Annotated in this window: 21 protein-coding genes; 19 read left to right on the plus strand and 2 right to left on the minus strand. The window is 36.6% G+C overall.

Going from position 1 to position 24,913, the window contains the following annotated elements; all coding sequences use genetic code 11:
• Positions 1-6 precede the first annotated feature (6 nt).
• Entirely contained in the window at positions 7-1,890 is a 1,884-nt protein-coding gene (locus C8N28_RS10440; RefSeq protein ID WP_132224559.1) for a TonB-dependent receptor plug domain-containing protein, read from the minus strand.
• A gap of 84 nt (positions 1,891-1,974) precedes the next feature.
• Between C8N28_RS10440 and C8N28_RS10445 the strand changes: the two genes are divergently transcribed.
• The 19 genes from C8N28_RS10445 (at position 1,975) to C8N28_RS10535 (ending at position 23,937) form a co-directional block, all read left to right on the plus strand.
• Positions 1,975-3,462: an aminotransferase-like domain-containing protein gene (locus tag C8N28_RS10445; protein ID WP_132224561.1), complete on the plus strand. Its 1,488-nt coding sequence runs from the start codon at positions 1,975-1,977 to the stop codon at positions 3,460-3,462.
• A 120-nt stretch (positions 3,463-3,582) separates the two neighbouring features.
• Complete coding sequence (gap, locus tag C8N28_RS10450) at positions 3,583-4,590, plus strand: type I glyceraldehyde-3-phosphate dehydrogenase (RefSeq protein WP_132224563.1); 1,008 nt, start codon at positions 3,583-3,585, stop codon at positions 4,588-4,590.
• Between the two features lie 6 nt (positions 4,591-4,596).
• Positions 4,597-5,034 (plus strand): GNAT family N-acetyltransferase, encoded by a 438-nt coding sequence (locus C8N28_RS10455; RefSeq protein ID WP_132224565.1) that lies wholly within the window; start codon positions 4,597-4,599, stop codon positions 5,032-5,034.
• Positions 5,035-5,102: 68 nt separating this feature from the next.
• Positions 5,103-6,293 carry a phosphoglycerate kinase gene (locus C8N28_RS10460; RefSeq protein WP_132224567.1) on the plus strand — a complete coding sequence of 397 codons (1,191 nt, stop codon included), beginning with the start codon at positions 5,103-5,105 and terminating at the stop codon, positions 6,291-6,293.
• A 313-nt stretch (positions 6,294-6,606) separates the two neighbouring features.
• Positions 6,607-7,074: a division/cell wall cluster transcriptional repressor MraZ gene (mraZ, locus tag C8N28_RS10465; protein WP_132224569.1), complete on the plus strand. Its 468-nt coding sequence runs from the start codon at positions 6,607-6,609 to the stop codon at positions 7,072-7,074.
• Positions 7,064-7,969: a 16S rRNA (cytosine(1402)-N(4))-methyltransferase RsmH gene (gene rsmH / locus C8N28_RS10470; RefSeq protein WP_132224571.1), complete on the plus strand. Its 906-nt coding sequence runs from the start codon at positions 7,064-7,066 to the stop codon at positions 7,967-7,969. The genes mraZ and rsmH overlap by 11 nt, the downstream gene beginning before the upstream one ends.
• A 4-nt stretch (positions 7,970-7,973) precedes the next feature.
• Positions 7,974-8,381 carry an FtsL-like putative cell division protein gene (locus C8N28_RS10475; protein WP_132224573.1) on the plus strand — a complete coding sequence of 136 codons (408 nt, stop codon included), beginning with the start codon at positions 7,974-7,976 and terminating at the stop codon, positions 8,379-8,381.
• Between the two features lie 15 nt (positions 8,382-8,396).
• Entirely contained in the window at positions 8,397-10,466 is a 2,070-nt protein-coding gene (locus tag C8N28_RS10480) for a penicillin-binding protein (RefSeq protein WP_132224575.1), read from the plus strand.
• Positions 10,463-11,920, plus strand: a complete 1,458-nt coding sequence (locus tag C8N28_RS10485; protein ID WP_132224577.1) for a UDP-N-acetylmuramoyl-L-alanyl-D-glutamate--2,6-diaminopimelate ligase — start codon at positions 10,463-10,465, stop codon at positions 11,918-11,920. Before C8N28_RS10480 ends, C8N28_RS10485 begins: the two co-directional genes overlap by 4 nt.
• Positions 11,921-11,932: 12 nt before the next feature.
• Positions 11,933-13,186 carry a phospho-N-acetylmuramoyl-pentapeptide-transferase gene (gene mraY, locus C8N28_RS10490; RefSeq protein ID WP_132224579.1) on the plus strand — a complete coding sequence of 418 codons (1,254 nt, stop codon included), beginning with the start codon at positions 11,933-11,935 and terminating at the stop codon, positions 13,184-13,186.
• Between the two features lie 3 nt (positions 13,187-13,189).
• Positions 13,190-14,563 (plus strand): UDP-N-acetylmuramoyl-L-alanine--D-glutamate ligase, encoded by a 1,374-nt coding sequence (murD, locus tag C8N28_RS10495; protein WP_132224581.1) that lies wholly within the window; start codon positions 13,190-13,192, stop codon positions 14,561-14,563.
• A 20-nt stretch (positions 14,564-14,583) separates the two neighbouring features.
• Positions 14,584-15,750, plus strand: a complete 1,167-nt coding sequence (locus C8N28_RS10500; RefSeq protein ID WP_185140139.1) for an FtsW/RodA/SpoVE family cell cycle protein — start codon at positions 14,584-14,586, stop codon at positions 15,748-15,750.
• A gap of 5 nt (positions 15,751-15,755) precedes the next feature.
• Positions 15,756-16,865: an undecaprenyldiphospho-muramoylpentapeptide beta-N-acetylglucosaminyltransferase gene (gene murG / locus C8N28_RS10505; protein ID WP_317127333.1), complete on the plus strand. Its 1,110-nt coding sequence runs from the start codon at positions 15,756-15,758 to the stop codon at positions 16,863-16,865.
• A gap of 2 nt (positions 16,866-16,867) precedes the next feature.
• Positions 16,868-18,229 (plus strand): UDP-N-acetylmuramate--L-alanine ligase, encoded by a 1,362-nt coding sequence (murC, locus tag C8N28_RS10510; protein ID WP_132224585.1) that lies wholly within the window; start codon positions 16,868-16,870, stop codon positions 18,227-18,229.
• A 79-nt stretch (positions 18,230-18,308) separates the two neighbouring features.
• Complete coding sequence (locus tag C8N28_RS10515) at positions 18,309-19,031, plus strand: cell division protein FtsQ (protein ID WP_132224587.1); 723 nt, start codon at positions 18,309-18,311, stop codon at positions 19,029-19,031.
• Between the two features lie 7 nt (positions 19,032-19,038).
• Positions 19,039-20,382 (plus strand): cell division protein FtsA, encoded by a 1,344-nt coding sequence (gene ftsA / locus C8N28_RS10520; RefSeq protein WP_132224589.1) that lies wholly within the window; start codon positions 19,039-19,041, stop codon positions 20,380-20,382.
• Positions 20,383-20,519: 137 nt separating this feature from the next.
• Positions 20,520-22,205, plus strand: coding sequence for a cell division protein FtsZ (gene ftsZ, locus C8N28_RS10525; RefSeq protein WP_246012796.1), 1,686 nt, complete (start codon positions 20,520-20,522; stop codon positions 22,203-22,205).
• 112 nt (positions 22,206-22,317) lie between these two features.
• Complete coding sequence (locus tag C8N28_RS10530) at positions 22,318-23,559, plus strand: aminotransferase class I/II-fold pyridoxal phosphate-dependent enzyme (RefSeq protein ID WP_132224591.1); 1,242 nt, start codon at positions 22,318-22,320, stop codon at positions 23,557-23,559.
• A 186-nt stretch (positions 23,560-23,745) separates the two neighbouring features.
• Positions 23,746-23,937, plus strand: coding sequence for a histone H1 (locus tag C8N28_RS10535; protein ID WP_132224593.1), 192 nt, complete (start codon positions 23,746-23,748; stop codon positions 23,935-23,937).
• A 67-nt stretch (positions 23,938-24,004) separates the two neighbouring features.
• On the opposite strand, the gene dapA is transcribed toward C8N28_RS10535, so the two are convergent.
• Positions 24,005-24,880 carry a 4-hydroxy-tetrahydrodipicolinate synthase gene (dapA, locus tag C8N28_RS10540; RefSeq protein ID WP_132224595.1) on the minus strand — a complete coding sequence of 292 codons (876 nt, stop codon included), beginning with the start codon at positions 24,878-24,880 and terminating at the stop codon, positions 24,005-24,007.
• Between the last annotated feature and the right edge of the window lie 33 nt (positions 24,881-24,913).

Here is a 24,913-nt window from a genome sequence, read left to right on the forward strand (position 1 = left end):
CGTAATTTATAATTGTTTCCAGCCATATTTTATACCTAAGCTGAACCAACGTGTAGGCATAGGCACTGCGCCTGCTTCTTTATATTCGGCATCGAACAGATTGGTTACGTTAGTGTATAGAAGGAGTTTTTTCACTTGGTAATTTATTCGGATATCTGCAATGCTATAAAGTTTGCCAAGTTCACGTTTTAATAATCGATTTTCTATTTGAAAGGTAAGGTTATTTATGGTATAATTAACTCCTGTAATAAATTGATGTCTCAGAGATTCTAGAGCATATTTAGATTGGGTTCCCTTTAAAGTTTTAACTGTCGGATGTAAATAATTATAACTTACATGATAACCTAATGATTGTTTATTGCCTAAGTCAAAATTCTGACTTATTCTAGCGTGAATGCCTTGCATTTTGTTACTCTTAAGATTAATTGGAGAATAAGGTTGTGACGGGTCTTCTCTCATCCAATCAATAAAGTTGGTTATATTGCGGAAGAAATATCCGGTTTGAAAGTTCAAATTAGCCTTGTTATACTGGATATTTCCTTCGTAATTCCAAGCATTTTCGGATTTAAGAAATTCATTTCCTACGTTTCCCGGAGCTTGGTTTAGGTATAAATCTGTAAAGGAAGGGATTCGCTGCCCAGAACCAATGCTAGTAGAAATTTTCCAATAATCATTGATAAGGTAGGCTAAATCTATACCCGGATATAGTTGCCATCCATAATTGGTATTGTAGTTGGCATAAAAACCAGCAATGCCTTTTATCTTCTTTCCCAAAGTGGTTTCTAACTCTGCGTATACCCCATGATTATCTTGATTGTGTTCTCCAATATTGGAGCTGTTGATTTTTTCCAAACGTGATTCTCCTCCAAAACCAAAGGTTCCTATTCTTGTTTCAAGAGTACTATTCAATTCGAGCATCAAGGCGTTGGTATAGTGTAAAGACCGTCCTTTACTTAAGTCGTCTTTAAAATACCGATAGTCATCTTCGCTATAACGGTCGCTGATTCTTGGAGATATTGTAAAGTTATTCCATTGATGTTTTGAGGAGAGACTGAACATAGAAGATTCGACGAGTTCTTCTGAGTTGATGTCCCCTGGAGCTGCGTAAAAACCATTGGCTCCGAAATGGCTTCGAGCATAACCAGCCATTGCCTGAATGCTGTTGTTAGCATCGAAATTATAATTGCCATTATAAAAGAGTCGTGTATTTTTGGATTTCGAGTTGTAACGCTGACCGTTGTAATTGCTTTGAGCAATCGAAAAAAGATGACTTTGTTGTTCCGTTCCGAAATTTCCCGTAAACTCAGCGCTTCCGCCACCGTATATACCCGAACCGTCATTCTCCTCTTTATTCTTAAAAGAACTGCTGGTCTGTATATCCGCGATAATAGAGGAGTATTTTTCTCTTTTGGTTACGATATTAATGGCACCAGTAAGAGCATTGATTCCATAAACTCGAGCTGCAGCGCCTCTTAATACTTCAATATGATCTATGGCACTCAAAGGGATGGGGATATTCATCATATTATGGGCAGACTGTGAATCAATCATTTTTACACCATTTATTAAAACCAAGGTTTGTTCGGATGTTCCTCCGTCAATAGAAATATCAGCCTGTGTTCCAAATGGGCCTCTCTGGCGAATATCCACTCCACTGACATAGGATAAAACTTCATTGATCGATTTTGCAGGAAACTGTTCGATCTGTTTCTGTGTAATGATCTGAATGTCCCGAGTTGTTTGACTAAAGGGAATTTGTATCCGATTTCCTTGAATGATAACTTCTTCCAATTCACTGCTTGAATTTTCTCGATTAGGGAATAAATCTTTCTGTTGTGCAAAGGCAGGTAAAGCTATTATTACTCCCAAAATAACTATTATCTTTTTCATATTTGATATTATCCGATATATTTAAAAACTGCGGCGCAAAGATTAAAGTTTAAATGGTAACTTTGATAGTCCGAATTAATTATAATGAGTAGTCCGGTTGGTATTAGTTTTCATTCCTTCATCAAAATAGATCGCCGCAAAGAGGATTCGGTCTATATGCAAATTGTTTATCAGTTTATCAATGCTGTAAAAAAAAACCTTTTAGAAGACGGCGACCAGCTTCCAGGAAGTAGAAAGATTGCAGAAGAATTGCAGGTTCACAGAAAAACAATTGTAGCTGCTTTGATGGAACTAGAGGGACAAGGGTGGGTAGATATTATTCCAAACATTGGCACTTTTGTAAAAAATCCCGATCTTTCTTCAATTAAGCCATTGAACGTCAGAGTTTTTAGACAGCCTCCCGAAAAGGCTCTATTTCAATTTAGAAGAGAATCAATTTTGGATATTCCTATATTGGAAATTCCAGAACGGTTGTGTTTTACTGATGGTACGCCAGATTATAGAATTATTGGAACCGAAGAATTAGTCCGTTTTTACGCATCGGTGTTGAAGAGAAAAAAGGGAACCAGTGAATTGACGAATAATACTGATGGAAATTTGTTTTTTAGGGATCAATTGAGTTATTATCTGAATTTAACCAGGGGGTTTCATCTTTCCAGAAATTTTTTATTGCCCATAGCTGGTCGAGAACAAGTTTTTTCTATTTTATCGCGCTTATTGATAAACACAGGGGATGTCATATTGGTAGAAAGTTTGAGCTATTTTTTGCCAAATATGATCTTTAGTCAAGCAGGTGCAAAGTTGAAAATTGTCCCGGTAGATGAGGAAGGGATGGATATTGATTATATTCAGAAACAATTTAAAATCGGTGAGATAAGGTGTGTTTATATAAACACCAAATGCCAATATCCCACAACGGTCAGCCTATCCGAAAAGCGAAAGACTCAATTGCTGAGTTTAGCAGATCTTTACGATTTTATCGTGATTGAGGATGATGTCGATTTTGAATTTTCAATGGTAAAAGATAAGCGAGAATCTTTATTTAGGAAAGATGGAGGAAGTCGTGTAATCTATATCGGAGCTTTCGGAAGATTTCTGAATTCTAGCTTTCAAATGAATTTTTTGATTGCTTCAAAGGATCTGTTGGAAGAAGGAAAGAAATACCTAAATATCTATGGTAAACCTAATTTTATGCTGGAAAAAGCTCTGGGAGAAATTATTAGTCAGGGGGATATGTTCAGGTATCAACGGAAATCCCAAAAAGTAATTGTCGAAAGAAAGGAGATGTTTGCTCAGTTGCTCAAGGGCTATTTTAAAAACCAAATTACTTTTCATGTGCCAGATTCTGGACTGGCCTTTTGGATCAGATTTAATAATCCTTTTTCATTGATTCGGTTACAAGAAAAAGCAAGAGAGGATGGGTTGGTAATTTCTAGTATTTGTCTCTATCAGAATCGAACAATAACCGCTGCAAGGTTGAGCTTCGCCCATCTTAATCAACAAGATATGGAGGAAGCCGTCAGATTGCTTTACGAAGCTTATTGCAAGGTTCTAAGTTCTCCAACTATGTAGAAATTGGTTTCTCCAATTCTTATAAGTCGTTGTGTTTTAAGCGCTATATATACCTTTGATTTCATTTAATAACTTTTTACACAAAAAAATGGATTAGATTTGTATCTAATTTTAACAGAAATGATTCGTGTCGCAATAAATGGTTTTGGCCGGATTGGCCGAAATACTCTTCGTACTATTCTCAATAGGAAAGAAAATATAAAAGTTGTTGCAATAAATGATTTAAGTGATAGTAAAACATTGGCTCATTTATTTAAATATGATTCTGTGCATGGTCCTTATCCCGGTGAAGTTGTTAGTGAGCCTGGAAAAATAATTATTGATGGCAATGTAATCCAGGTTTGTAGAGAAAGAGACCCTGGTATGCTGCCTTGGAGTGAATTGAATATAGATGTTGTAATTGAATCAACAGGCTTTTTTACTCATAGGGTAGATGCTGAAAAGCATTTATTGGCGGGGGCGAAACAAGTAGTAGTTTCGGCCCCGTCTCCTGATAAAGAGATACCAACAGTTGTTTTAGGAGTTAATGATTCCAGCGTTGATCTGAGTTTGCCTATTCTTTCCAATGCCTCATGTACTACTAATAATGTTGCTCCTTTGGTGAAAATATTGGATGATAATTGGGGGATTATCGATGGATATATTACTACGGTTCATTCTATGACGGGTGACCAAAATTTGCATGACGCGCCGCATCGTGATTTGAGAAGGGCTCGGGCAGCGTCTGCTTCTATTATTCCTACCAGTACTGGAGCTGCTAAGGCAATTACCAATGTATTTCCACATTTGGAGGGTAAGTTAGGAGGAGCTGGAATACGGGTTCCTGTTTTGAATGGTTCTCTAACTGATTTTACATGTATTCTTAGAAAACAGCCAACTGTAGAAGAGATTAATGCTGCTTTTAAAACAGCATCTGAAGGCTCTTTGAAAACAATATTGCAATATACAGAAGATCCTATTGTATCGGTGGATATCTTGAATAGTTCTTATTCATGCGTTTTTGATTCGTTATTGACTTCTGTGGTTGGGGGTTTAATTAAAGTGGTAGGTTGGTATGATAATGAATTTGGCTATTCTAATCGCTTAGTTGATTTGCTAAGTTTAATTGAACAAAGAGAATCAAATTAACAGGGAATGAAAATAGCATTTATTACTGCTGATGAAACGCTGCATTTAAGAAGCTTGCAATTAAGAGATGGCTGGGAATTGGAGCGATGTCGTTTTGATTCGGATGAGATAGAAGGAGCCTTTCATTTAGCACAGATCAATGATGATGAGGTAGTTTGCGTTTTATCATTGCACCCGCAGGGGTATGAAGGTTTACAAGGCGAAGGTTTTCAATTGAGAGGGATGGCAACTCATCCTCATTATTATAAGAAGGGACTTGGCAAATCTTTAATAGAATTCGCTATTCAGGATTTAAAAAGTAAAGGGGTTGACTATATCTGGTGCAATGCGCGAAGAAATGCTTATCTTTTTTATGAAAAGATGGGCTTTAAGTATATGTCAGATGAGTTTGAAATACCTACTGCCGGCCCGCATCGAAAAATGTATTTACTGCTTTCTGTCTGAATTTGTTTCTGTCGTGAATTATTCTAAATTTGTTGCGCGAATAGAATATTTTACAAAGATTATAGATAATGAGAACAATAGATGATATAAGTTTTTCGGGTAAAAAGGCTTTGGTACGTGTAGACTTTAACGTTCCTTTAGACGAACAGTTTAATGTGACGGATGATACACGTATTCAGGGGGCTTTGCCAACAATAAAGAAAATATTAAATGATGGTGGAGCGGTTATTTTAATGTCGCATTTCGGTCGCCCGAAAGACGGTCCTACTGATAAATATTCCTTAAAGCATATTGTAAATCATCTTTCAAAAGCATTGGGTAAACCTGTGCAATTTGCTACTGACTCTATTGGTGAAGATGCTGTTAAAAAAGCTTCTAACTTAAAATCAGGTGAAGTATTATTACTTGAAAACCTTCGTTTTTATAAAGAAGAGGAAAAAGGAGATGCTGATTTTGCTAAAAAGTTAGCTGCATTAGGTGATGTTTATGTAAACGATGCTTTTGGTACTGCTCATAGAGCACATGCTTCTACTTCAATTATAGCAAGTAATTTTGCTGATAATAAAGTTGTTGGTTATTTAATGGCAGCAGAATTGGAGAATGCACAAAAAGTTTTAGAACATGCAGATAAGCCGTTTACAGCCATTATGGGTGGTGCGAAAGTTTCTGATAAACTGCAGTTAATTGAATCTCTTTTGAATAAAGTTGATAATCTGATTATTGGCGGAGGAATGGCTTATACATTTATTAAAGCTCAAGGAGGTAAGATAGGTGATTCATTGGTTGAATTAGATAAATTAGATCTGGCTCTTGATTTAATGAAAAAAGCAGATGAAAAAGGGGTTAATCTGATCCTTCCTACTGACGCAATTATAGCTGATTCTTTTTCGAATGATGCACCGCATTATGCTGGTGCGAATAATGAAATTCCTGATGATAAGATGGGTTTAGATATTGGCCCTAAGTCTGCTGAACATTTTGCTCAGATCATTAAGGCTTCTAATACTATTTTGTGGAATGGCCCGATGGGAGTTTTTGAAATGGATAGTTATGCAAATGGAACTAAATTAGTAGCAAGTGCAATTGTGGCTGCTACTGAAGGAGGAGCTTTTTCATTAATTGGCGGTGGAGATTCTGCTGCTGCGATATCTAAGTTTAAAATGACAGAGCATGTGAGTTATGTTAGTACAGGTGGTGGAGCTCTTTTAGAATATATGGAGGGTAAGGAATTACCAGGTGTGAAAGCAATAACTGAATAACAACTGATTATAACCCTATATTTTTAATCCCTGATAGCTTCGTTATCAGGGATTTTTTTGTGCTTTAGATTTTTATGCCAATGCATTTTCACATCGTTTTGATTTTTCTGTTATGATAATTAGCAGTGATAAGAGCGTTGTTGGTCTAAAATGAAAGAACTCTTCTCAATTTTTCTTCTAATAATCTTTGTTATTATTATAATGAGGGGCCTTTTGTCAGGATATAGCTGTGGAAAACTTTTTTGTGGGAGAAAGTGGGAGAAAGTGGAAGAAATTCATACTTTTACATTTGATTAGTTGAAATCTCTAAAGTATGGAACACTTTCTCGGAGAATATGAATGCAAGTTAGACGCCAAGGGAAGAATGGTGTTGCCAGCTGCGCTCAAGAGGCAAATGCCTGATGTTGAGCGAGAGGGGCTTGTTATTAACCGAGGTTTGGAAAGCCATTTAGTGATTTATACTCGTCGGGAGTGGAATAAAATAATGGACGAGCTGAGCCGCTTGAATCAGTTTGAGAGAAAGAGCAGAGAGTTTATCCGGAAATTTATGCGTGGAGCTTCTGAATTGACATTGGATGCATCGGGTCGTGTATTGATTCCAAAATCTTTGCAGGCTTATGCTGATATATCTTCCGAAGTTGTTCTGGCAAGTCAATTTAACAAGATTGAGGTTTGGTCGAAAGCAAAATATGATGAGCAATGGGAAAATGAAGGGGATGATTTTGCAATTCTTGCGGAGGAGGTTATGGGTAATCTGAGAAGGAGGGAAGATGGAGAATGAGTATCACATACCGGTAATGCTTAATGAGTGTATTGAAGGACTTCATATAAATCCGGATGGAATTTATGTTGATGTAACTTTTGGTGGTGGAGGGCATTCAAGGGAGATACTAGCAAAATTAAGTGATTTAGGAAGATTGTATGCTTTTGATCAGGATCCTGATGCAAAGAGAAATGTAATTCTGGATAGTCGTTTTACCTTGATTCAGCAAAATTTCCGCTTTTTGAAGAATAATCTAAGACTTCATGGTGTTGAAACTGTAGATGGAATCTTAGCCGACTTGGGTATTTCTTCTCATCAGATAAATGAACGTGAACGTGGGTTCTCAACGCGTTTTGATGCACAATTGGATATGCGGATGGATCAAGTAGGAGAATTGAATGCAAAAGAAGTTGTTAATAGTTACTCGGAAGAAGAGTTGCATCGGATATTTGGTATGTATGGAGAAGTGCAAAATGCTAAAACATTGGCAAGGGCAATCGTTTCAGCCCGGTCTCAAGAACCTATTGTTAGTATCGATCAATTAAAATCTTCTATTAGTAGAGTAGCACCCAGAAATAAAGAGAATAAATATTATGCTCAGGTTTTCCAGGCTTTACGTATTGAAGTAAATAAGGAGCTTGAAGCGCTGGAGGCTTTTTTACAACAGTCGGTTTCTGTCTTAAAACCAGGAGGGCGGTTAGTTGTAATGTCATACCATTCACTTGAAGACCGACTAGTGAAAAACTATATGTTGAAAGGTAAGTTTAGAGGAGAGGTGGAGAAAGATTTTTATGGGAATGAGATAAAGCCTTTTAAAGTGATTTCAAAGAAAGTTATTGTTGCTTCGGCTGAAGAAGTTGAAAGGAATAATCGTGCTCGAAGTGCAAAGTTAAGGATTGCAGAAAGGATCTAAAGCTATGGCGAATACGTATAAGAAACAACCATTGAGTGAGAAAGCACAACAGGAAATGCAAGATTCTGTTGAAGCGAAAGCATCGGCTACTGAGGAGTTTGTACATAAAGTATTGACTGGTGGAAAGATGTCTTCTGTGACAGTGGTAAATAGTATTCCTTTTTTGCTCTTTTTTGCCTTTTTGGGTATAGTATATATCGCTAACAGGCATTATGCAGAGAATACTGTACGTAAGATATCTAACTTAAATGGAGAAGTAAAGGTTTTGAGTTGGGAATTTAAAACCTTAAAAGCAGACTTAATGCTTAAGAGTACACAGTCTGAGATATTGGCACAGGTTGATACGGTGGGTTTAATGGAGCTGGTTGCACCACCGAGAAAGATTATTGTAAAAAAAGAAAGTAAGAAATAGAAATACTTGGTTGACATGAATATTAGGACTGACATATTGCTAAGAGCCTATATTTCCTTCGGGATTATGGTAGTGATAGCGTTAGCTGTGTTGTATAAGATGTTTATCATTCAATTGGTTCAAGGTGATAAATGGGCTGCTATGGCTGATAGTTTATCCACGCGTTATGTAGATATAGAACCTGCCCGTGGTAATATATATTCAGTAGATGGGAGTTTGTTAGCTACATCAGTTCCTGAATATGATATACGAATGGATTTGCTTGCCCCGGGTATCATAGACGATGATGTTTTTTACTCGAAGGTAGATTCTCTGGCTAGATCATTATCGTCATTTTTTGGCGATAAATCTTCGGCTCAATATACTCGTTTATTACGATCAGCAAGAACTCAGCGGAATCGTTATTTCCTTATAAAGCGTGATGTGAGTTATCAATCAATGAAGAAAATGCGAGCGTTCCCGATTTTTAATCTCGGTATAATGAAGGGTGGGATGATAGCAGAACAGAAGAATAAAAGAATTTTACCTTTTAAAACCTTAGCTGAACGTACGATTGGTTATAAAAATGAGCATGTTCAGCCGGTAGGTTTGGAAGGAGCATATGCAAATTATATTGATGGTGAAGGAGGAAAGCGTTTGGTTCAACGTATTGCAGGAGGAGTTTGGATGCCGGTAAATCCAGATATGGATGTTGCACCTGTTGATGGTGCAGATATTATTTCGACAATTGATATTGGGATGCAGGATGTTGCACAGCGAGCTCTGGAAAATCAATTGATTAAAAGTAATGCTGACAATGGTTGTGTTATTTTAATGGAAGTAGCAACTGGTGAAATCCGTGCTGTCGCTAATTATACAAAAGTTTCGGAAGGAGTATACCAAGAGAAATTTAATTACGCAATTGCACAAAGTGCAGAACCTGGTTCAACATTTAAATTAGCCTCATTTTTAGTGGCAATTGAGGATGGGAAAATAGATACGGGAACAGTTGTAGATACAGAAGATGGTACTTACCGGGTTGCTGGTAAAACTATTCGGGATTCTCATAATGGGGGTTATGGAAAGATCAGTGCTAAAAGAGCTTTTGAGGTTTCGTCTAACACGGCTATTACAAAGCTTATTTACACACATTATAAAGATAATCCGGCAGAGTTTACTAAACACTTGCGCAGACTTCATTTGAACGAAAAGTTGGGTTTGCAATTTCCAGGTGAAGGTAGTCCGTTAATTAAAACACCGGAGTCAAAATCATGGAGCAAATTATCATTAACACAAATATCTTATGGTTATGAGCTGTTGATGACTCCGTTACAGATGTTAACCTTTTATAATGCTGTTGCTAATGATGGAAAAATGATAGCTCCTCTTTTCGTGCGAGAAATTCGTCGATTGGGGAATACAATAGAAAGATATCAAGCACGCGTTATTGATGAAAGCATTGCTTCTGCTACTACCATTAAAAAATTGCAAGAGATGTTGGTAGGAACAGTTGAACATGGAACAGGTACTGTAGCAAAAAATGCATTGTTTAAAGTTGCAGGTAAGACTGGTACAGCTCAAATGGCAGATGGAGCATTAGGCTATCGTGGAAATGTAAGATATCAAGCCTCTTTTGCAGGTTACTTTCCTGCAAGTAATCCTAAGTATTCGATGATTGTAGTGATACAGAACCCTCGGAATGGTTATTATGCGGCTACTGTTGCCGGACCGGTATTTAATGAAATTGCTCAACGTGTTTATGCGGGAGATATTTCTATGTATCAGAGTTATAATTCGTTTAAGTCGGCTAATAATAATGTGCAGCCTGAGACAAAGAGAGGTTCACAGGAAGCCATTAATCGTTTATATGCAGAATTTGGTGTGACCAGAAATAATGCGATTGAAACAACGCCATCTGAAGATAAGGATATTAAGATAGGTAAGGTGCCGGATCTAATTGGTATGGGCCTGAAGGATGCGCTGCATGTTTTGGGTAATGCCGGATTTAAGGTATCAGTTAATGGTAAAGGTAAGGTTGTAAATCAATCTTTAGCAGCTGGTGAGCAATTGGCAAAGAATCTTTTAATTTCAATTGAACTGAAATGAAGAAGCTGAATAATATATTGACAGGAGTAACGATTTTACAGTTAGAAGGATCGTTAGATGTTTCTATCAATCAAATTAATTTCGATTCAAGAAAGATTACAAAAGGGGATTTATTTATTGCCGTAAAAGGAACTCAAACAGATGGTCATAGTTACATTGAGAAGGCAATTGAAAAAGGAGCGAAAGTTATTGTTTGTCAAGAATTACCGGTTAAATTAAATAAAGCAATAAGCTATTGTTTAGTTGCTGATTCTGCTTTTGCATTAGGGGTTATTGCTCATAATTATTACGATAAACCTTCGGAGAAGATTAAACTGGTTGGTGTGACCGGTACGAATGGAAAGACTACAGTAGCCACTCTTTTATATCAGTTGTTTGAGGGTTTAGGTTATTATTCAGGGTTGCTATCTACGGTGCAGAATAGGATTGGAGATCATATTATTCCATCAACACATACTACGCCGGATCCTATAAGTTTGAACGCTTTACTTTATGAAATGGTTGAGGATGGTTGTGATTATTGTTTTATGGAGGTTAGCTCACATGCAATTGTTCAACATCGTATCTCGGGTTTGAAATTTACAGGGGGCTTGTTTACTAATATCTCTCATGATCATCTCGATTTCCATTTAACCTTTGATAATTATATTAAAGCAAAGAAAATGTTTTTTGATACACTTCCTAAAAATGCTTTTGCTTTAACCAATGTTGATGATAAGAATGGGGTGGTTATGTTGCAAAACACGAAGGCCTACAAGAAAACTTATGGATTAAAGTCGTTGGCAGATTATAATGCCCGTATTATTGAAAGTCATTTTAGTGGAATGCTGTTAAACATTGATAAGGAAGAGGTTTGGGTAAAACTTGTTGGCGAATTTAATGCTCATAATATATTAGCAGTGTATAGTACTGCTATGCTGTTGGACCAAGACAGTAAAAAGGTGCTTACTGTTTTGAGCCGTTTAAAGGGGGCAGAAGGAAGATTTGAGACTATGATTTCAGCTGATGGTAAAGTTGCTATTGTTGATTATGCCCATACACCAGATGCATTAGAAAATGTATTATTAACTATTCGGCAGCTACGAATGAATGAAGTACAGATAATTACGGTAGTTGGCTGTGGCGGAGATCGGGATAAAAGTAAGCGTGCGGTTATGGCAAAGGTGGCAGTTGATTTAAGTGATAAGGTGATCTTGACTTCTGATAACCCTCGTAGTGAGGATCCCTTGGTAATTCTTAAGAATATGGAAGCAGGAATTCCTGCGGATATGAAACGTAAGTCTTTTACGATTTCGGATCGAAGAGAGGCTATTCGTGCTGCTTGTCATTTGGCCCAGGAAGGTGATATTATTTTAGTAGCTGGTAAAGGTCACGAAACCTATCAAGAGATTATGGGAGTTAAGCACCCATTTGATGATAGAGAAGTATTGAAGGAAACTTTTAGGGAACAATAATAGGCGAAATATATGCTATACTATTTATTCAGGTATCTCGAACAATATGTCCACATCCCAGCGGGTGGTTTGTTTAATTATATTTCGTTTAGAACGGCTATGGCTGTGATTCTATCGTTGATAATTACAACTGTATATGGGGGGCGTTTAATCCGAATGTTACAAAATAGACAGGTGGGAGAAACTGTTCGGAATCTTGGTTTAGTAGGTGAAAGCCAAAAACAAGGTACACCAACAATGGGAGGTTTGATCATCCTGGGAGGTATATTGATTCCTACACTTTTATTTGCCAAGCTTGAAAATATATACGTGATTCTGATGTTGGTAACCACGGTTTGGATGGGAGCGATTGGATTCTTAGATGATTATATTAAAGTATTTAGAAAGAATAAAGAAGGTCTAGCAGGAAGATTTAAAATAATCGGACAGGTGGGATTGGGAATAATTATAGCCTGTACAATGCAATATCATCCTGATATTTTAGTTCGACAAAAAGTAGTGGTTAGTCAAACTCCCATCGAAGCACAGTCGGAACTAGAAGAACAAGTAGGGGCGAACGGACAGAGTTATTATACAGAGAATGTAAAGTCGACGAAAACCAATCTTCCTTTCTATAAGAAGAATGAGTTTGATTATGGAAATGTACTTACAATATTCGGTGTTCCTTCAGGTAAATTTGTGTTTCCCTTATTTTTGGTGGTCGTCGTTTTTATTGTTACAGCGGTCTCCAATGGTGCCAATATTACAGATGGAGTTGATGGTTTAGCTACCGGTATATCGGCTATAATCGGTATAACGCTCGCTATACTCGCTTATGTCTCGGGTAATACTATTTTCGCCGAATATTTAAATATAATGTATATCCCTGATTCAGGAGAGCTCGTTGTTTTTGCGGGAGCCTTTGTCGGAGCATGCGTAGGTTTCCTTTGGTATAATTCTTATCCTGCTCAAGTTTTTATGGGCGATACGGGTAGCTTGGCCATCGGCGGAATTATTGCAGCTTTCGCTATTATGATTCGGAAGGAATTATTGATTCCGGTTCTCTGCGGTGTATTTCTTATTGAATTAGTATCGGTAATTGTTCAGGTTTCTTATTTCAAATATACAAAGCGAAAGTATGGAGAGGGAATCAGGATCTTTTTAATGTCGCCTCTGCATCATCATTTTCAGAAGAAGGGTTATCATGAATCTAAGATTGTAACCCGGTTCTGGATTATTGGGATATTGTTGGCGATCATAACTATTGTAACTCTTAAGATTCGGTAAACTATGTTAAGTGAACAACAACATATGGAGCAGTCTGAGAAGAAATTGGTCGTTTTGGGAGCAGGAGAGAGCGGCGTTGGTGCAGCTGTGCTTGCTAAACAAAAAGGTTATGATGTATTTGTGTCGGATTCAGGGCTTATTGCTGAAGATTATAAACAACAGCTTATTGACCTTAATATCGAATTTGAAGAAGGGTCTCATACGGAGGGCCGAGTATTAAATGCAGATATAATTGTAAAGAGTCCTGGTATTCCACAGAAAGCTGCAATCGTTAAAAAAGTAAGAGAGAAAGGTATCGAAGTGTTGTCTGAGATTGAATTTGCAGCTCGATATACTTTAGCAAAGTTGATTTGTATAACTGGGTCTAATGGAAAATCTACTACGGCTACTTTGACTTGGTTTATTTTACAGAAGGCCGGGTTAAATGTTGGTTTAGCTGGCAATATTGGAAAAAGTTTTGCCTTACAAGTAGCTAATGAGAGTTTTGATTATTATGTCCTGGAAATAAGCAGTTTTATGCTTGATGATATGACTCAATTGAAAGCTGATTTTGCAGTGCTGTTAAATATAACACCCGATCATTTGGATCGATACGACTATAAAATGGAGAACTACGTTGAATCTAAGTTTAAGATAATTCAGAATCAACGCGAAGATGATTTCTTTATTTATGATATAGACGATGAAGAAATCCTTAATGGATTAAGAAAATATAAAAGTAAAGCAACTTATATTCCGTTTAGTCAGCAGAAAATACTAAGCGAAGGTGCTTTCCTGGATGAAAATAGTACAATAATTATAAAAGTTACTAACCAACCTACATTTGCTATGTCAATAAATGAACTGGCCCTACAAGGGAAACATAATGTGTATAATAATATGGCTTCAGGTATTGTGGCGAAAGTATTAGAGCTCCGGAATGAATCTATTCGTGAGAGTATGGGGGAATACCAAAATATTGCACATCGGCTAGAGCATGTTGCTCAGATTGCCGGTATAAATTTCATAAACGATTCTAAAGCAACCAATGTAAATTCTGTTTGGTATGCTTTAGAAAGTATGCCTGCAAATGTTGTTTTGATTATGGGAGGTGTAGATAAAGGAAATGATTACAATATTTTAAAGGATTTAATTCATAGTAAGGTAAGTGCAATAGTTTGTATCGGTAAGGATAATGCACGCATTCATGAAGCATTTGATGATGAAACGGATGTGATTGTAAATACAAGCTCAATGAAAGAGGCCGTTACGTTAGCATATCATTTAGCGAAAAAAGGAGATACCGTATTACTTTCTCCTGCATGTGCAAGTTTTGATTTATTTAAAAATTATGAAGATCGTGGAGATCAGTTTAAAGCTGCGGTTCGCGAATTGTAGAATTATTTAATATTAGGACAATGATAGACAGAGTATTTAGCAAATTAAAGGGTGATCGGTGGATATGGATAATTGTAATTATTCTATCTATATGGTCCATGCTTGCTGTTTATAGTTCAGTAGGAACCTTGGCTTATAAGAATAGTAAAGGGTCAGAGGTATATCTTATAAAGCACACTTCTATGATCGTTGGAGGTTTTGCATTGATGTATTTCTCACATTTGCTTGATTATAGATACTATGCCGGAATTTCAAAAATATTAATGATCGTAACCATTCCAATCTTGTTATATACATTGATTTTTGGAGAAACCATTAATGACGCTAATCGTTGGGTTACGATCCCTGTAATCAATCAGACGTTTCAGACCTCGGATTTGGCAAAGTTAGCTTTGATAACTTTTCTGGCAAGAATGTTAACTCGAAAGCAGGGTAATATCAAGGATGTAAAGAAAAGTTTTATTCCTGTAATGGGTTCTGTTTGTATCATCTTCGTATTGATTGCATGGGCTAATTTATCGACTGCCTTGATGTTATTTGGTGTGAGTATTCTACTATTAATAATTGGCAGAATTAGTTTAAAGCAAATCGCATTGGTTTGTGTGGGAGGAGGATTGCTTCTTTTATTAGTGATTTTTGTGGGTCCTCGAAGAGATACTTATGTTTCGAGGGTTAATACTTACATGAATGGTGGAGAGGCTGATCCTGATAAATCTTATCAGGCCGATCACTCTAAGATAGCAATTGCTACAGGAGGCTTCTTTGGTAAGGGACCTGGAAATAGTACAGAGAGAAATGTGCTTCCTCATCCATATTCTGATTTTATTTTTGCAATAATCGTAGAAGAATATGGTGCTTTGGGAGCTATAGTGCTGATTGCCTTATATATCGTTTTTATGTATCGATGTATAAGGATTGTAACACAAAGCCCGAAGGCATTCGGTGCTTTGCTGGCTGCCGGTTTAGGGTTTAGTTTAACTATACAAGCTTTAGCAAATATGGCTGTTGCTGTAGGTTTAGGTCCGGTTACAGGGGTTCCGCTCCCATTAGTGAGCATGGGTGGAACTTCTATACTCTTTACGAGTGTTGCTTTAGGAATTATATTGAGTGTTAGTAGAAATATTGAAGAAGCAAAATTAGAATCTAATAAAAAAGTAGTTGTGGGAGAGATTCCTGCAATGGGTTAATGGTTATGAAAACAGGCAAACGAATAGTAATTAGTGGAGGTGGAACAGGCGGACATATCTTTCCGGCTGTATCGATTGCACGTGCTTTACAACGGATTGCGCCTGATACTGAGATTTTATTTGTAGGAGCTCAGGGACGTATGGAGATGGAGAAGGTTCCTGCGAGTGGATTTAAAATTATTGGCTTAGATATTCAAGGATTTAATAGAAAGTCTTTATTGAAAAATTGGAATTTGCCTTTTAAATTGTTAGGTAGTCTGAGGAAAGCAAATAAAATCTTGAGTGATTTTAAACCGCACGTTGCAGTTGGTGTAGGGGGGTATGCTTCAGGTCCGCTTCTTTATGCAGCAGGAAATCAGAATATCCCTTATATTATTCAGGAGCAAAATTCATACGCTGGTATCACTAATAAAAAATTAAGCAAGAAGGCAAATAAGATATGTGTGGCCTTTGAAAATATGGATAAGTTTTTTCCAGCTAATAAAATACTTTTAACCGGAAATCCGATACGCAGGGAGTCTGTTGATATACAAGGAAAGCGAGAAGAGGCCTTGGAGTTTTTTAATTTATCAGCAAAGAGAAAGACTATTTTATTGACTGGAGGAAGTTTAGGGTCTTTGACTTTAAATAATAGTGCCTTTGGAGCAATCAATAAAATTATTGATCGCGATCTTCAACTAATATGGCAATGTGGTAGTTACTATTATGAGCTGTTTAAAAACAAGCTTCTTCAAGGGTCTGAAGATCAAATTAAGTTGTTTCCATTCTTGCAACGCATGGATTTAGCTTATGCTGCAGCTGATGTAATTATTTCAAGAGCTGGTGCGGGGACTATAGCTGAATTGTGTGTTGTTGGAAAGCCTGTGGTTTTGGTTCCTTCTCCAAATGTGGCAGAAGATCATCAAACTATTAATGCAAGAGCTTTGGCTGATAAAGATGCCGCTGTTGTGGTAACAGATGATAATGCCCAGGAGTTTTTGATAGATGTAGTTATAGAATTGTTGAATAACGAAGTGCATTGTACAGATTTAGCTTTGAATATTATGCGAATGGCGATTTATAATGCTGATGAGGTAATAGCAGATGAAGTGTTAAAATTAGCAGAACAGAATTGAAAATGAATATCGATCGAATTAAAAATGTTTATCTAATTGGTATTGGTGGTATCGGAATGAGCGGTCTTGCTCGTTATTTTCATCACCTTGGTTATTTGGTGAATGGTTATGATAAGACAGAGACTCCTTTAACAAGCGAGCTAATTGCTGAGGGAATAAGCATTGTGTTTGAGGATTCAGAAAATCTTATTCCTGAGATATTTATTAAAAACATTGATGAAACTCTTGTAATTTATACGCCTGCAGTGCCTGCGGATTCGAAGATTGTTCAGGCTTTCAAGAACTCAGGACATGTTCTTCATAAAAGATCGGAAGTTCTGGGCTTTTTAAGCTCTAGTAAATTTACAATTGCAATTGCTGGTACTCATGGTAAAACCACTACTTCTACACTTGTTGCACATATTCTAAAAGACAGCGGTTTTGATTGCTCGGCATTTCTAGGTGGTATTTCTATTAACTATAATTCGAATGTTCTATTTTCTTCAGGCAATATTATGGTCGTGGAAGCGGACGAATTTGATCGTTCATTTTTAACGCTCCATCCAGATGTTGCTATTGTGACCTCAATGGACGCTGATCATTTAGATATATATGGAGATCACCAACATCTTATTGATTCATTTAAATTATTTATAGATCAAGTTAAAGATGGCGGAACCCGCATAATTTATGATGGCCTGGATCTGCCAGCTACTTCGTTTTATAGCATTGATAAAAGAACAGATATATATGCATCTAATATCCGAATAATTGAAAGTGAATTTCACTTCGATTACCATCATGGGGAAGAGATTATTAAGGACATTCAATTAGGGATTCCAGGCAGGCATAATGTTAGTAATGCAGTAGCAGCAATAGCAGCAGCGAAGGTGTGTGGAGTGCCTGATGAAGCAATTAAAAATGCTTTGGCTCGCTTTAGAGGCATAAAACGCCGCTTTCAATATATTGTAAAGAATGAGAATGGTATTTACATTGATGATTATGCCCATCATCCAAAAGAGTTAGAGGCATGTTTTGAGGCTGTAAAAAGTATTTATCCAGATCGTACATTGACGGTTTTATTTCAACCTCACTTATTCTCAAGAACACGTGATTTTGCCGACGATTTTGCTAAGGTATTAAGTTCTGATGGAATTGATAAATTAATTCTATTACCTATATATCCGGCAAGAGAAAAACCTATTGAAGGTGTTTCATCAGAATGGCTGCTTGATAAAATAGATTTGTCTGATAAGGTTTTATTAACGCCTGAAGGTGCTTTGAAATATATTAAAGAAGAGCGTCCTGAACTAATTCTAACAGTGGGCGCTGGAGATATTGATCGTTTGGTTAAACCTATAAAAGAAATTTTGACTAATGATTAGCTGGATAAAAAATATAAGGTGGAGAAGGGTATTTCTCAGCATTTTATGGTTGGGTTGCTTAAGCGGTTTGATTTTTTTGATGAGCTTTATATCTATTAAGAGTAATAGTTTGGTTTGTAATGACTTGCGCGTTCTGATTCCTGGGGAGCAGTCTTTTGTTATTCGTGAAGATATTGATCAGTTATTAATGAAGAAACATGGTGAAATTGTAGGTAGAACATTGACATCGCTACCTATTCATGAAATTGAGCAAGATTTACAAGCAATACCGTTCATTGAACAGGCTATGGTGAATGTTGATATGAATGGGATGATGACTGTTAATATTAAACAAAGAATAGCTGCTTTGCGTGTTATTAATGCACAAGGTGAAGATTTTTATATAGATGAAAATGCAGTGAAGTTCCCATTGTCTAAACACTACGCACCTAATGTTTTGGTAGCTAATGGCCATATAGAAGAGAGGTTTGGAGCAAATACTGATAGCGTTCAAACTGCTTTGTTAATGGAATTATTTGAAACAGCTGAGTTTATTCAAAGCGATTCTCTTTGGAATGATCAGATAGAACAGCTATATGTGAATGCAAATAGGGAGATAGAGATGGTTCCGCGGATTGGAGGACAGCAGATCATCTTGGGAAATGCAGATTCGTTACAAACTAAGTTCAATAAATTATTATTGTTCTATAAACATATAGCACCGACCGTTGGTTGGGATGTTTATAAAACAGTGAATCTGAGCTTCGCGAATCAGCTAGTATGTACTAAAAAAGAAAATTTACTTAATAACAGTATTAATTAATAGGGATATGGAAAAAAGAATTACAACCAATAATGAAACACCAATTGTTGTAGGACTTGATATTGGCACTACAAAAATCTGTGTTACGGTTGGCAGACGTAGTGGAACCAATAAGATTGAAGTTTTAGGTGTTGGTTATGCCGAATCTTCAGGAGTTAATAGGGGCATGGTTGCTAATATTCAAAAGACGGTTTCCAGCATTACACAGGCCGTTGAAGCGGCTAGTGTTCAATCGAATGTGAATATAAATATTGTTCATGTTGGAATTGCCGGTCAGCATATCAAAAGCTTGCAGCATCGCGGGATATTGACCAGAAAGGATGATACTGAAATAAACCGCAAAGACATTGAGCAGCTTGTTGAAGACATGTATAAATTAGTATTACCTCCAGGTGAAGAAATTATCCATGTTTTACCTCAAGAGTTTACGATTGACAATGAGCCAGGAATTAAAGATCCTATTGGTATGGCAGGTAGAAGGATGGAAGCCAATTTTCATATCATATCTGGTCATGTAAGTGCTGTAAAGAATATTCAGAAATGTGTTGCTAAAGCCAATCTTGAAGCTCAAGAACTTATATTAGAACCTCTTGCATCGTCAGAGGCTGTTTTGGATGAAGCAGAGAAAGATGCTGGTGTGGTGCTCGTTGATATTGGTGGCGGTACAACAGATGTAGCGATCTTCCATGAAGGAATTATTCGGCATACTGCAGTAATTCCTTTAGGTGGGAATATTGTAACAGAAGATGTTAAACAAGGCTGTTCTGTTCTAAGAAACCAAGCAGAGCTTTTAAAGATCAGATTTGGATCAGCTCTGGCTGATGAAAATCGCGATAATGAGATTATAAGTGTTCCTGGTTTAAGAGGAAGAGATCATAAAGAAATTTCAGTAAAGAATCTTGCTTACATTATTCAAGCAAGAATGGAAGAGATCATCGAGCATGTTTACTATGAAATTAAATCGTCTGGGTATGAACGTAAATTAATTGGAGGAATCGTAATCACTGGTGGCGGTGCACAATTAAAACACTTGGTTCAACTGGTTGAATATGTAACGGGATTGGATTGCCGTATAGGTTTTCCAAATGAGCATTTGGCCAAAAATGAAGAATTACCAAAGAAGGTTTTTGATGAACTAAAGAGCCCGCTTTATGCTACTGGAATTGGATTGTTAATTAAAGGGATTGAAGCTGCAGAATACAATGCAGATTCAAAAGAAAAACCTGGTAAATTGGATGTGGTGGGTATATCTGAAAGGGGACGTTCTCGTTTCGGTTTTTTAGATCGTATAGTTAAATTTATCAGTGATGATAGCAATGTAAACGTGGATGATAAGGAGTATACCAAGTAATTTTCCACATTTGCCAATTTTTCCACAGTTTGAACATTTGTGGAAAACATTTGTGGAAAAACCTTATTATTACATTAGAATAATTGAATAAAATAATAATATTTATATCGCTCAGCAAGAGTTAAATAAGGATTGATATGGCAGAATTAAAATTCGAAATGATCAAAGAGCAATCATCGATTATAAAAGTAATTGGTGTTGGAGGTGGAGGTGGTAACGCTGTTAACCATATGTATAAGCAAGGAATTAGTGGTGTGGATTTCATAATCTGTAATACAGATGCGCAAGCTCTTGAGTTAAGTCCGATACCTAATAAAGTTCAATTAGGTACCAGTTTAACAGAAGGTATGGGTGCTGGTTCTGATCCTGATGTGGGTGAAAACTCTGCTATAGAAAGTATTGAAGATATTAAGCGCATGCTGGGCGTTAATACTAAGATGTTGTTTATTACTGCTGGAATGGGTGGTGGTACAGGAACAGGAGCGAGTCCGGTTTTAGCGAAGGCTGCAAGAGAGTTGGGTATTTTAACAGTTGCGATTGTTACCACTCCTTTTACTTTTGAAGGTAAGAGAAGACGTTTGCAAGCTGAAGAAGGTTTATCCGAATTGAAGAAATATGTTGATTCGTATCTGGTTATTTCAAATGATCGTTTGAGAGAGATTTTTGGTAACTTAACAATGGGTGCTGCATTTGCAAAGGCCGATGATATTTTAACAACAGCAGCCAAGGGTATTGCTGAAATTATTACAATACCTGGTTATGTGAATGTTGATTTTAAAGATGTTAAAACTGTAATGAATGATAGTGGAGTAGCTATCATGGGTAGTGATAAAGCTGAGGGCGAGGATCGTGCGCAGAAAGCCGTTGAGGGAGCTTTGGCTTCACCTTTATTAAAAGATAATGAGATAGAAGGTGCTCGTTATATTTTATTGAATATTACTTCTGGTAAGAAAGAAGTAACAATGGATGAAGTGACTATTATTACCGATTATATTCAAAGCCAGGCAGGAATGACTGCTGATCTTATTTGGGGTAATTGTGTGGACGAGTCGTTGGAAGATCATTTGTCTGTAACAATTATTGCAACAGGGTTTCAGACTTCAGAGGATCGGATAAAAGAAAAAGAAAATCAGCGTGTTGAGATTCCTTTTGAGGAAACACCTTTAGTTCGTCCGGTTAATCAAATGAATCCAGTATCTCAGCTGCAAGAAATAAAAGATCAGAAGAATGTAGAGGTTGAAACAACGGCTGAGAAACAGGAAACTGTAAAGGTTCAACCTATTGATCTGTTTAGCACGTTTTCAAAAAAATCAAATAATCCAAAAGCTGAGTATGAAGCTAAGGAACCAATAGTTCGTCATACTCTGATTGAGGAAGAAGAAGTAGTAGAGGAAGAGGAGTTAAATGTTAAAGATGAGTATGTTTTAAAGGAAAGTGAATCAGAGTTTCACTTTAAACTTACTGATGAATATGCTTCGGAAGAAAGAGTAATATTTGACAAACAAGATGATTCATATTCTGGTGCATCGCCTGATGTGCCTGTTTCTAACCCTGATGCTAATCGTACCGAAGAGTCTGTAGAAGAACAGTTGAGAAAAGCAAAAGAGCGTATTTTGCGCCTTAGGGATTTGGGTATTAAGCTTAGGTCTGCAAGTGGTTTACAAGAGATTGAAAGCGAACCTGCCTTTCGTCGTAAACAAATGTCATTGGATAATGTAGTGCATTCGTCAGAATCACATGTTTCAAGATTTACACTTTCAAAAGATGATGAAGAGGGTGGCATAAGACCTAATAATAGTTTCTTACATGACAATGTAGATTAGTAAAGTCTTTCTAATAAATAGAAGTATGCCCATTGGGACTGTCTAGTCTTATGATTAAAAATCATATATTTGTGAATCTATTAATATTGTTTTAACAAAAAATAACTATACTTTGGATTTATTTGAAAAGATATCGAACAACCTTGGGCCTCTTGGTCAACATCATAAATGGTCTCATGGGTATTTCTCTTTTCCAAAACTAGAAGGTGAGATTGGGCCTCATATGAAATTTAGAGGGAAAGAGCATTTAGTGTGGAGTTTGAATAATTATTTGGGATTGGCCAATCATCCCGAGGTTCGTGAGGCAGATATACAAGGATCTGTAGATTATGGGTTAGCTTACCCGATGGGAGCAAGAATGATGTCAGGGAACTCCAATCATCATGAGGCATTAGAGCAAGATTTAGCAGCCTTTGTAGATAAAGAAGATGCTTTTTTATTAAATTATGGTTATCAGGGCATGGTGTCAATTATTGATGCCTTAGTGGACCGTAATGATGTGATAGTTTATGATGCCGAATCGCATGCTTGTATAATTGATGGAGTACGTTTACATATGGGTAAGCGTTTTGTTTATCAACATAATGATATAGAGAGTTGTCGCAAGCAATTAGCACGCGCAACTAAACTTATTGAGCAAACCGGAGGTTCAATATTATTAATTACCGAGGGAGTTTTTGGAATGTCGGGCGCGCAAGGTAAATTAAAAGAATTAGGAGAGTTAAAGAAAGAATTCCCATTCCGTATGCTGGTAGATGATGCTCATGGTTTTGGAACAATGGGAGAAACTGGTGCCGGAACGCATGAGGCTCAGAATTGTAAAGATACTGTTGATATATACTTCGGCACTTTTGCGAAGTCAATGGCTGGGATTGGTGCTTTTGTAGCTTCGACAGAGGAGATTGTTACTTTCCTTCGTTACAACATGCGTTCTCAAACATTTGCAAAATCTTTACCGATGCCGATGGTTATCGGTCTTAGAAAAAGGCTTGAGCTATTGAAAAACCATCCGGAATTTCGTGAGAGGTTATGGAATATCGCAACTACATTACAAAAAGGATTGAGAGACAGAGGTTTTGATATAGGTACAACAGATACGGTTATTACACCTGTTTTTCTAAAAGGCGATTTGACAGAGGCTACATCTCTGACAATGGACTTAAGAGAAAATTACGGTATATTTTGTTCAATTGTAGTTTACCCTGTAATTCCTAAAGGACTAATAGAGCTTAGATTAATACCGACAGCTATGCATTCTTTAGAAGACGTTCAGCGTACTCTTGAAGCTTATACTGAAATTGGTAAAAAGCTAAAAGAAGGGTACTATAAGCAACAGAACCTTGTCCATATCTAATTCCAATCTTCTACATAAAAGGGGTTTTTAAGGTTTGTAGTATTTGTTTTTTCGCTCTATTTGCATTATAAATGCACTTATTAATGTATTTTATAGCATATTTAGTTTTTTTTTTCGAAAAAAGATTCTACTTTTAGATTAATATTCATATTAACTTAATTTACAAATTAAAAGGAGTAATTAATTATGGCAACTATCGAAAAATTCAATGAATTAAAAAGCCTATTAGAAGGTCTAGAATCTGACGCAGATAAATTCTTTAATAAAGGAAATAGCGCTGCAGGTACACGTGTAAGAAAAGGTCTTCAAGAACTGAAGAATCTTTCTCAAGATCTTCGTTTGAAAATCCAAGAGTCGAAAAACGCTGGTTCTAAATAGGAAACTAAATAAAAAAAGAGATTGACCTCCAAAGCCAATCTCTTTTTTTATTTAGTTTAAAATATTTCTAGAGATTTTTTAATTCTCTAATTATATTATTCCTAGTTTCATCACTTACTGAAGTTAGAGGTAACCTAGTTTTTTCACCACAAATACCCAGCTGTTTTAGAATTGCTTTAACTCCTGCAGGATTCCCTTCAATAAAGCATAGATCTATTATCTTTGAAAGCATGGTATGTATTTTACGTGCTTCCTCAAAGTTGTTTTCATTACACATTTTGGCTAAACGACTAACTTGGGTAGGGAGGGCATTTGCCAACACTGATATTACTCCTGATGCACCAAGTGCAGCCATTGGTAGTAAAAGCGCATCATCCCCTGAGATTAAAAAGAAGCCAGCAGGTGTATCTCTTATTATTGTACTATATTGATGGAAGTTTCCAGAAGCTTCTTTTATACCAATAATATTCTTAAAAGTATTTGCTAATCGAACGGTTGTTTCAGCTTGTATATTACTGCCTGTTCTGGCAGGAACATTATACAGTATTATTGGAAGAGGTGATGCTTCTGCTATAGCTTTATAATGTTGAAATAAACCTTCTTGTGTAGGTCGATTGTAATAAGGGCTTACTGATAGAATTGCCGAATATCCGGTTAGGTCAAAATAGTCGAATTCATCCAGAATATCTTTGGTGTTGTTTCCTCCAATTCCTGCAATTAATGGAACCCTACCATTCACTTTTTCGGCTATAGTTTTAAATATCTCTTGCTTTTCCTTTTTGTTCAGTGTTGCTGTTTCACCAGTTGTACCGAGAACAACAATATAGTCTATTCCTCCTGTTATTTGATATTCGATCAATTTGTCTAATGATGGAATATCAAGGGTGTCATCTTCATTAAATGGAGTGATCAAGGCAACTCCAGAGCCAGTAAGAGCTTTCATTAACTTCTTTTTATTCTTTTATTTTTTACAAAT

This window comes from Albibacterium bauzanense, from assembly GCF_004339765.1.
In the GTDB taxonomy this organism is placed as follows: Bacteria; Bacteroidota; Bacteroidia; order Sphingobacteriales; family Sphingobacteriaceae; genus Albibacterium; species Albibacterium bauzanense.

Bases quoted from the DNA above. Each gene is read 5' to 3' on its own strand.
- ftsZ (WP_246012796.1), top strand. From the start codon at position 20,520: ATGGCAGAATTAAAATTCGAAATGATCAAAGAGCAATCATCGATTATA.
- rsmH (WP_132224571.1), top strand. From the start codon at position 7,064: ATGGAGAATGAGTATCACATACCGGTAATGCTTAATGAGTGTATTGAA.
- murC (WP_132224585.1), top strand. From the start codon at position 16,868: ATGAATATCGATCGAATTAAAAATGTTTATCTAATTGGTATTGGTGGT.
- mraZ (WP_132224569.1), top strand. From the start codon at position 6,607: ATGGAACACTTTCTCGGAGAATATGAATGCAAGTTAGACGCCAAGGGA.
- C8N28_RS10475 (WP_132224573.1), top strand. From the start codon at position 7,974: ATGGCGAATACGTATAAGAAACAACCATTGAGTGAGAAAGCACAACAG.
- C8N28_RS10455 (WP_132224565.1), top strand. From the start codon at position 4,597: ATGAAAATAGCATTTATTACTGCTGATGAAACGCTGCATTTAAGAAGC.
- C8N28_RS10440 (WP_132224559.1), bottom strand. From the start codon at position 1,890: ATGAAAAAGATAATAGTTATTTTGGGAGTAATAATAGCTTTACCTGCC.
- murG (WP_317127333.1), top strand. From the start codon at position 15,756: ATGAAAACAGGCAAACGAATAGTAATTAGTGGAGGTGGAACAGGCGGA.
- C8N28_RS10480 (WP_132224575.1), top strand. From the start codon at position 8,397: ATGAATATTAGGACTGACATATTGCTAAGAGCCTATATTTCCTTCGGG.
- C8N28_RS10515 (WP_132224587.1), top strand. From the start codon at position 18,309: ATGAGCTTTATATCTATTAAGAGTAATAGTTTGGTTTGTAATGACTTG.
- C8N28_RS10535 (WP_132224593.1), top strand. From the start codon at position 23,746: ATGGCAACTATCGAAAAATTCAATGAATTAAAAAGCCTATTAGAAGGT.
- C8N28_RS10500 (WP_185140139.1), top strand. From the start codon at position 14,584: ATGATAGACAGAGTATTTAGCAAATTAAAGGGTGATCGGTGGATATGG.
- C8N28_RS10445 (WP_132224561.1), top strand. From the start codon at position 1,975: ATGAGTAGTCCGGTTGGTATTAGTTTTCATTCCTTCATCAAAATAGAT.
- dapA (WP_132224595.1), bottom strand. From the start codon at position 24,880: ATGAAAGCTCTTACTGGCTCTGGAGTTGCCTTGATCACTCCATTTAAT.
- mraY (WP_132224579.1), top strand. From the start codon at position 11,933: ATGCTATACTATTTATTCAGGTATCTCGAACAATATGTCCACATCCCA.
- ftsA (WP_132224589.1), top strand. From the start codon at position 19,039: ATGGAAAAAAGAATTACAACCAATAATGAAACACCAATTGTTGTAGGA.
- gap (WP_132224563.1), top strand. From the start codon at position 3,583: ATGATTCGTGTCGCAATAAATGGTTTTGGCCGGATTGGCCGAAATACT.
- C8N28_RS10460 (WP_132224567.1), top strand. From the start codon at position 5,103: ATGAGAACAATAGATGATATAAGTTTTTCGGGTAAAAAGGCTTTGGTA.
- murD (WP_132224581.1), top strand. From the start codon at position 13,190: ATGTTAAGTGAACAACAACATATGGAGCAGTCTGAGAAGAAATTGGTC.
- C8N28_RS10485 (WP_132224577.1), top strand. From the start codon at position 10,463: ATGAAGAAGCTGAATAATATATTGACAGGAGTAACGATTTTACAGTTA.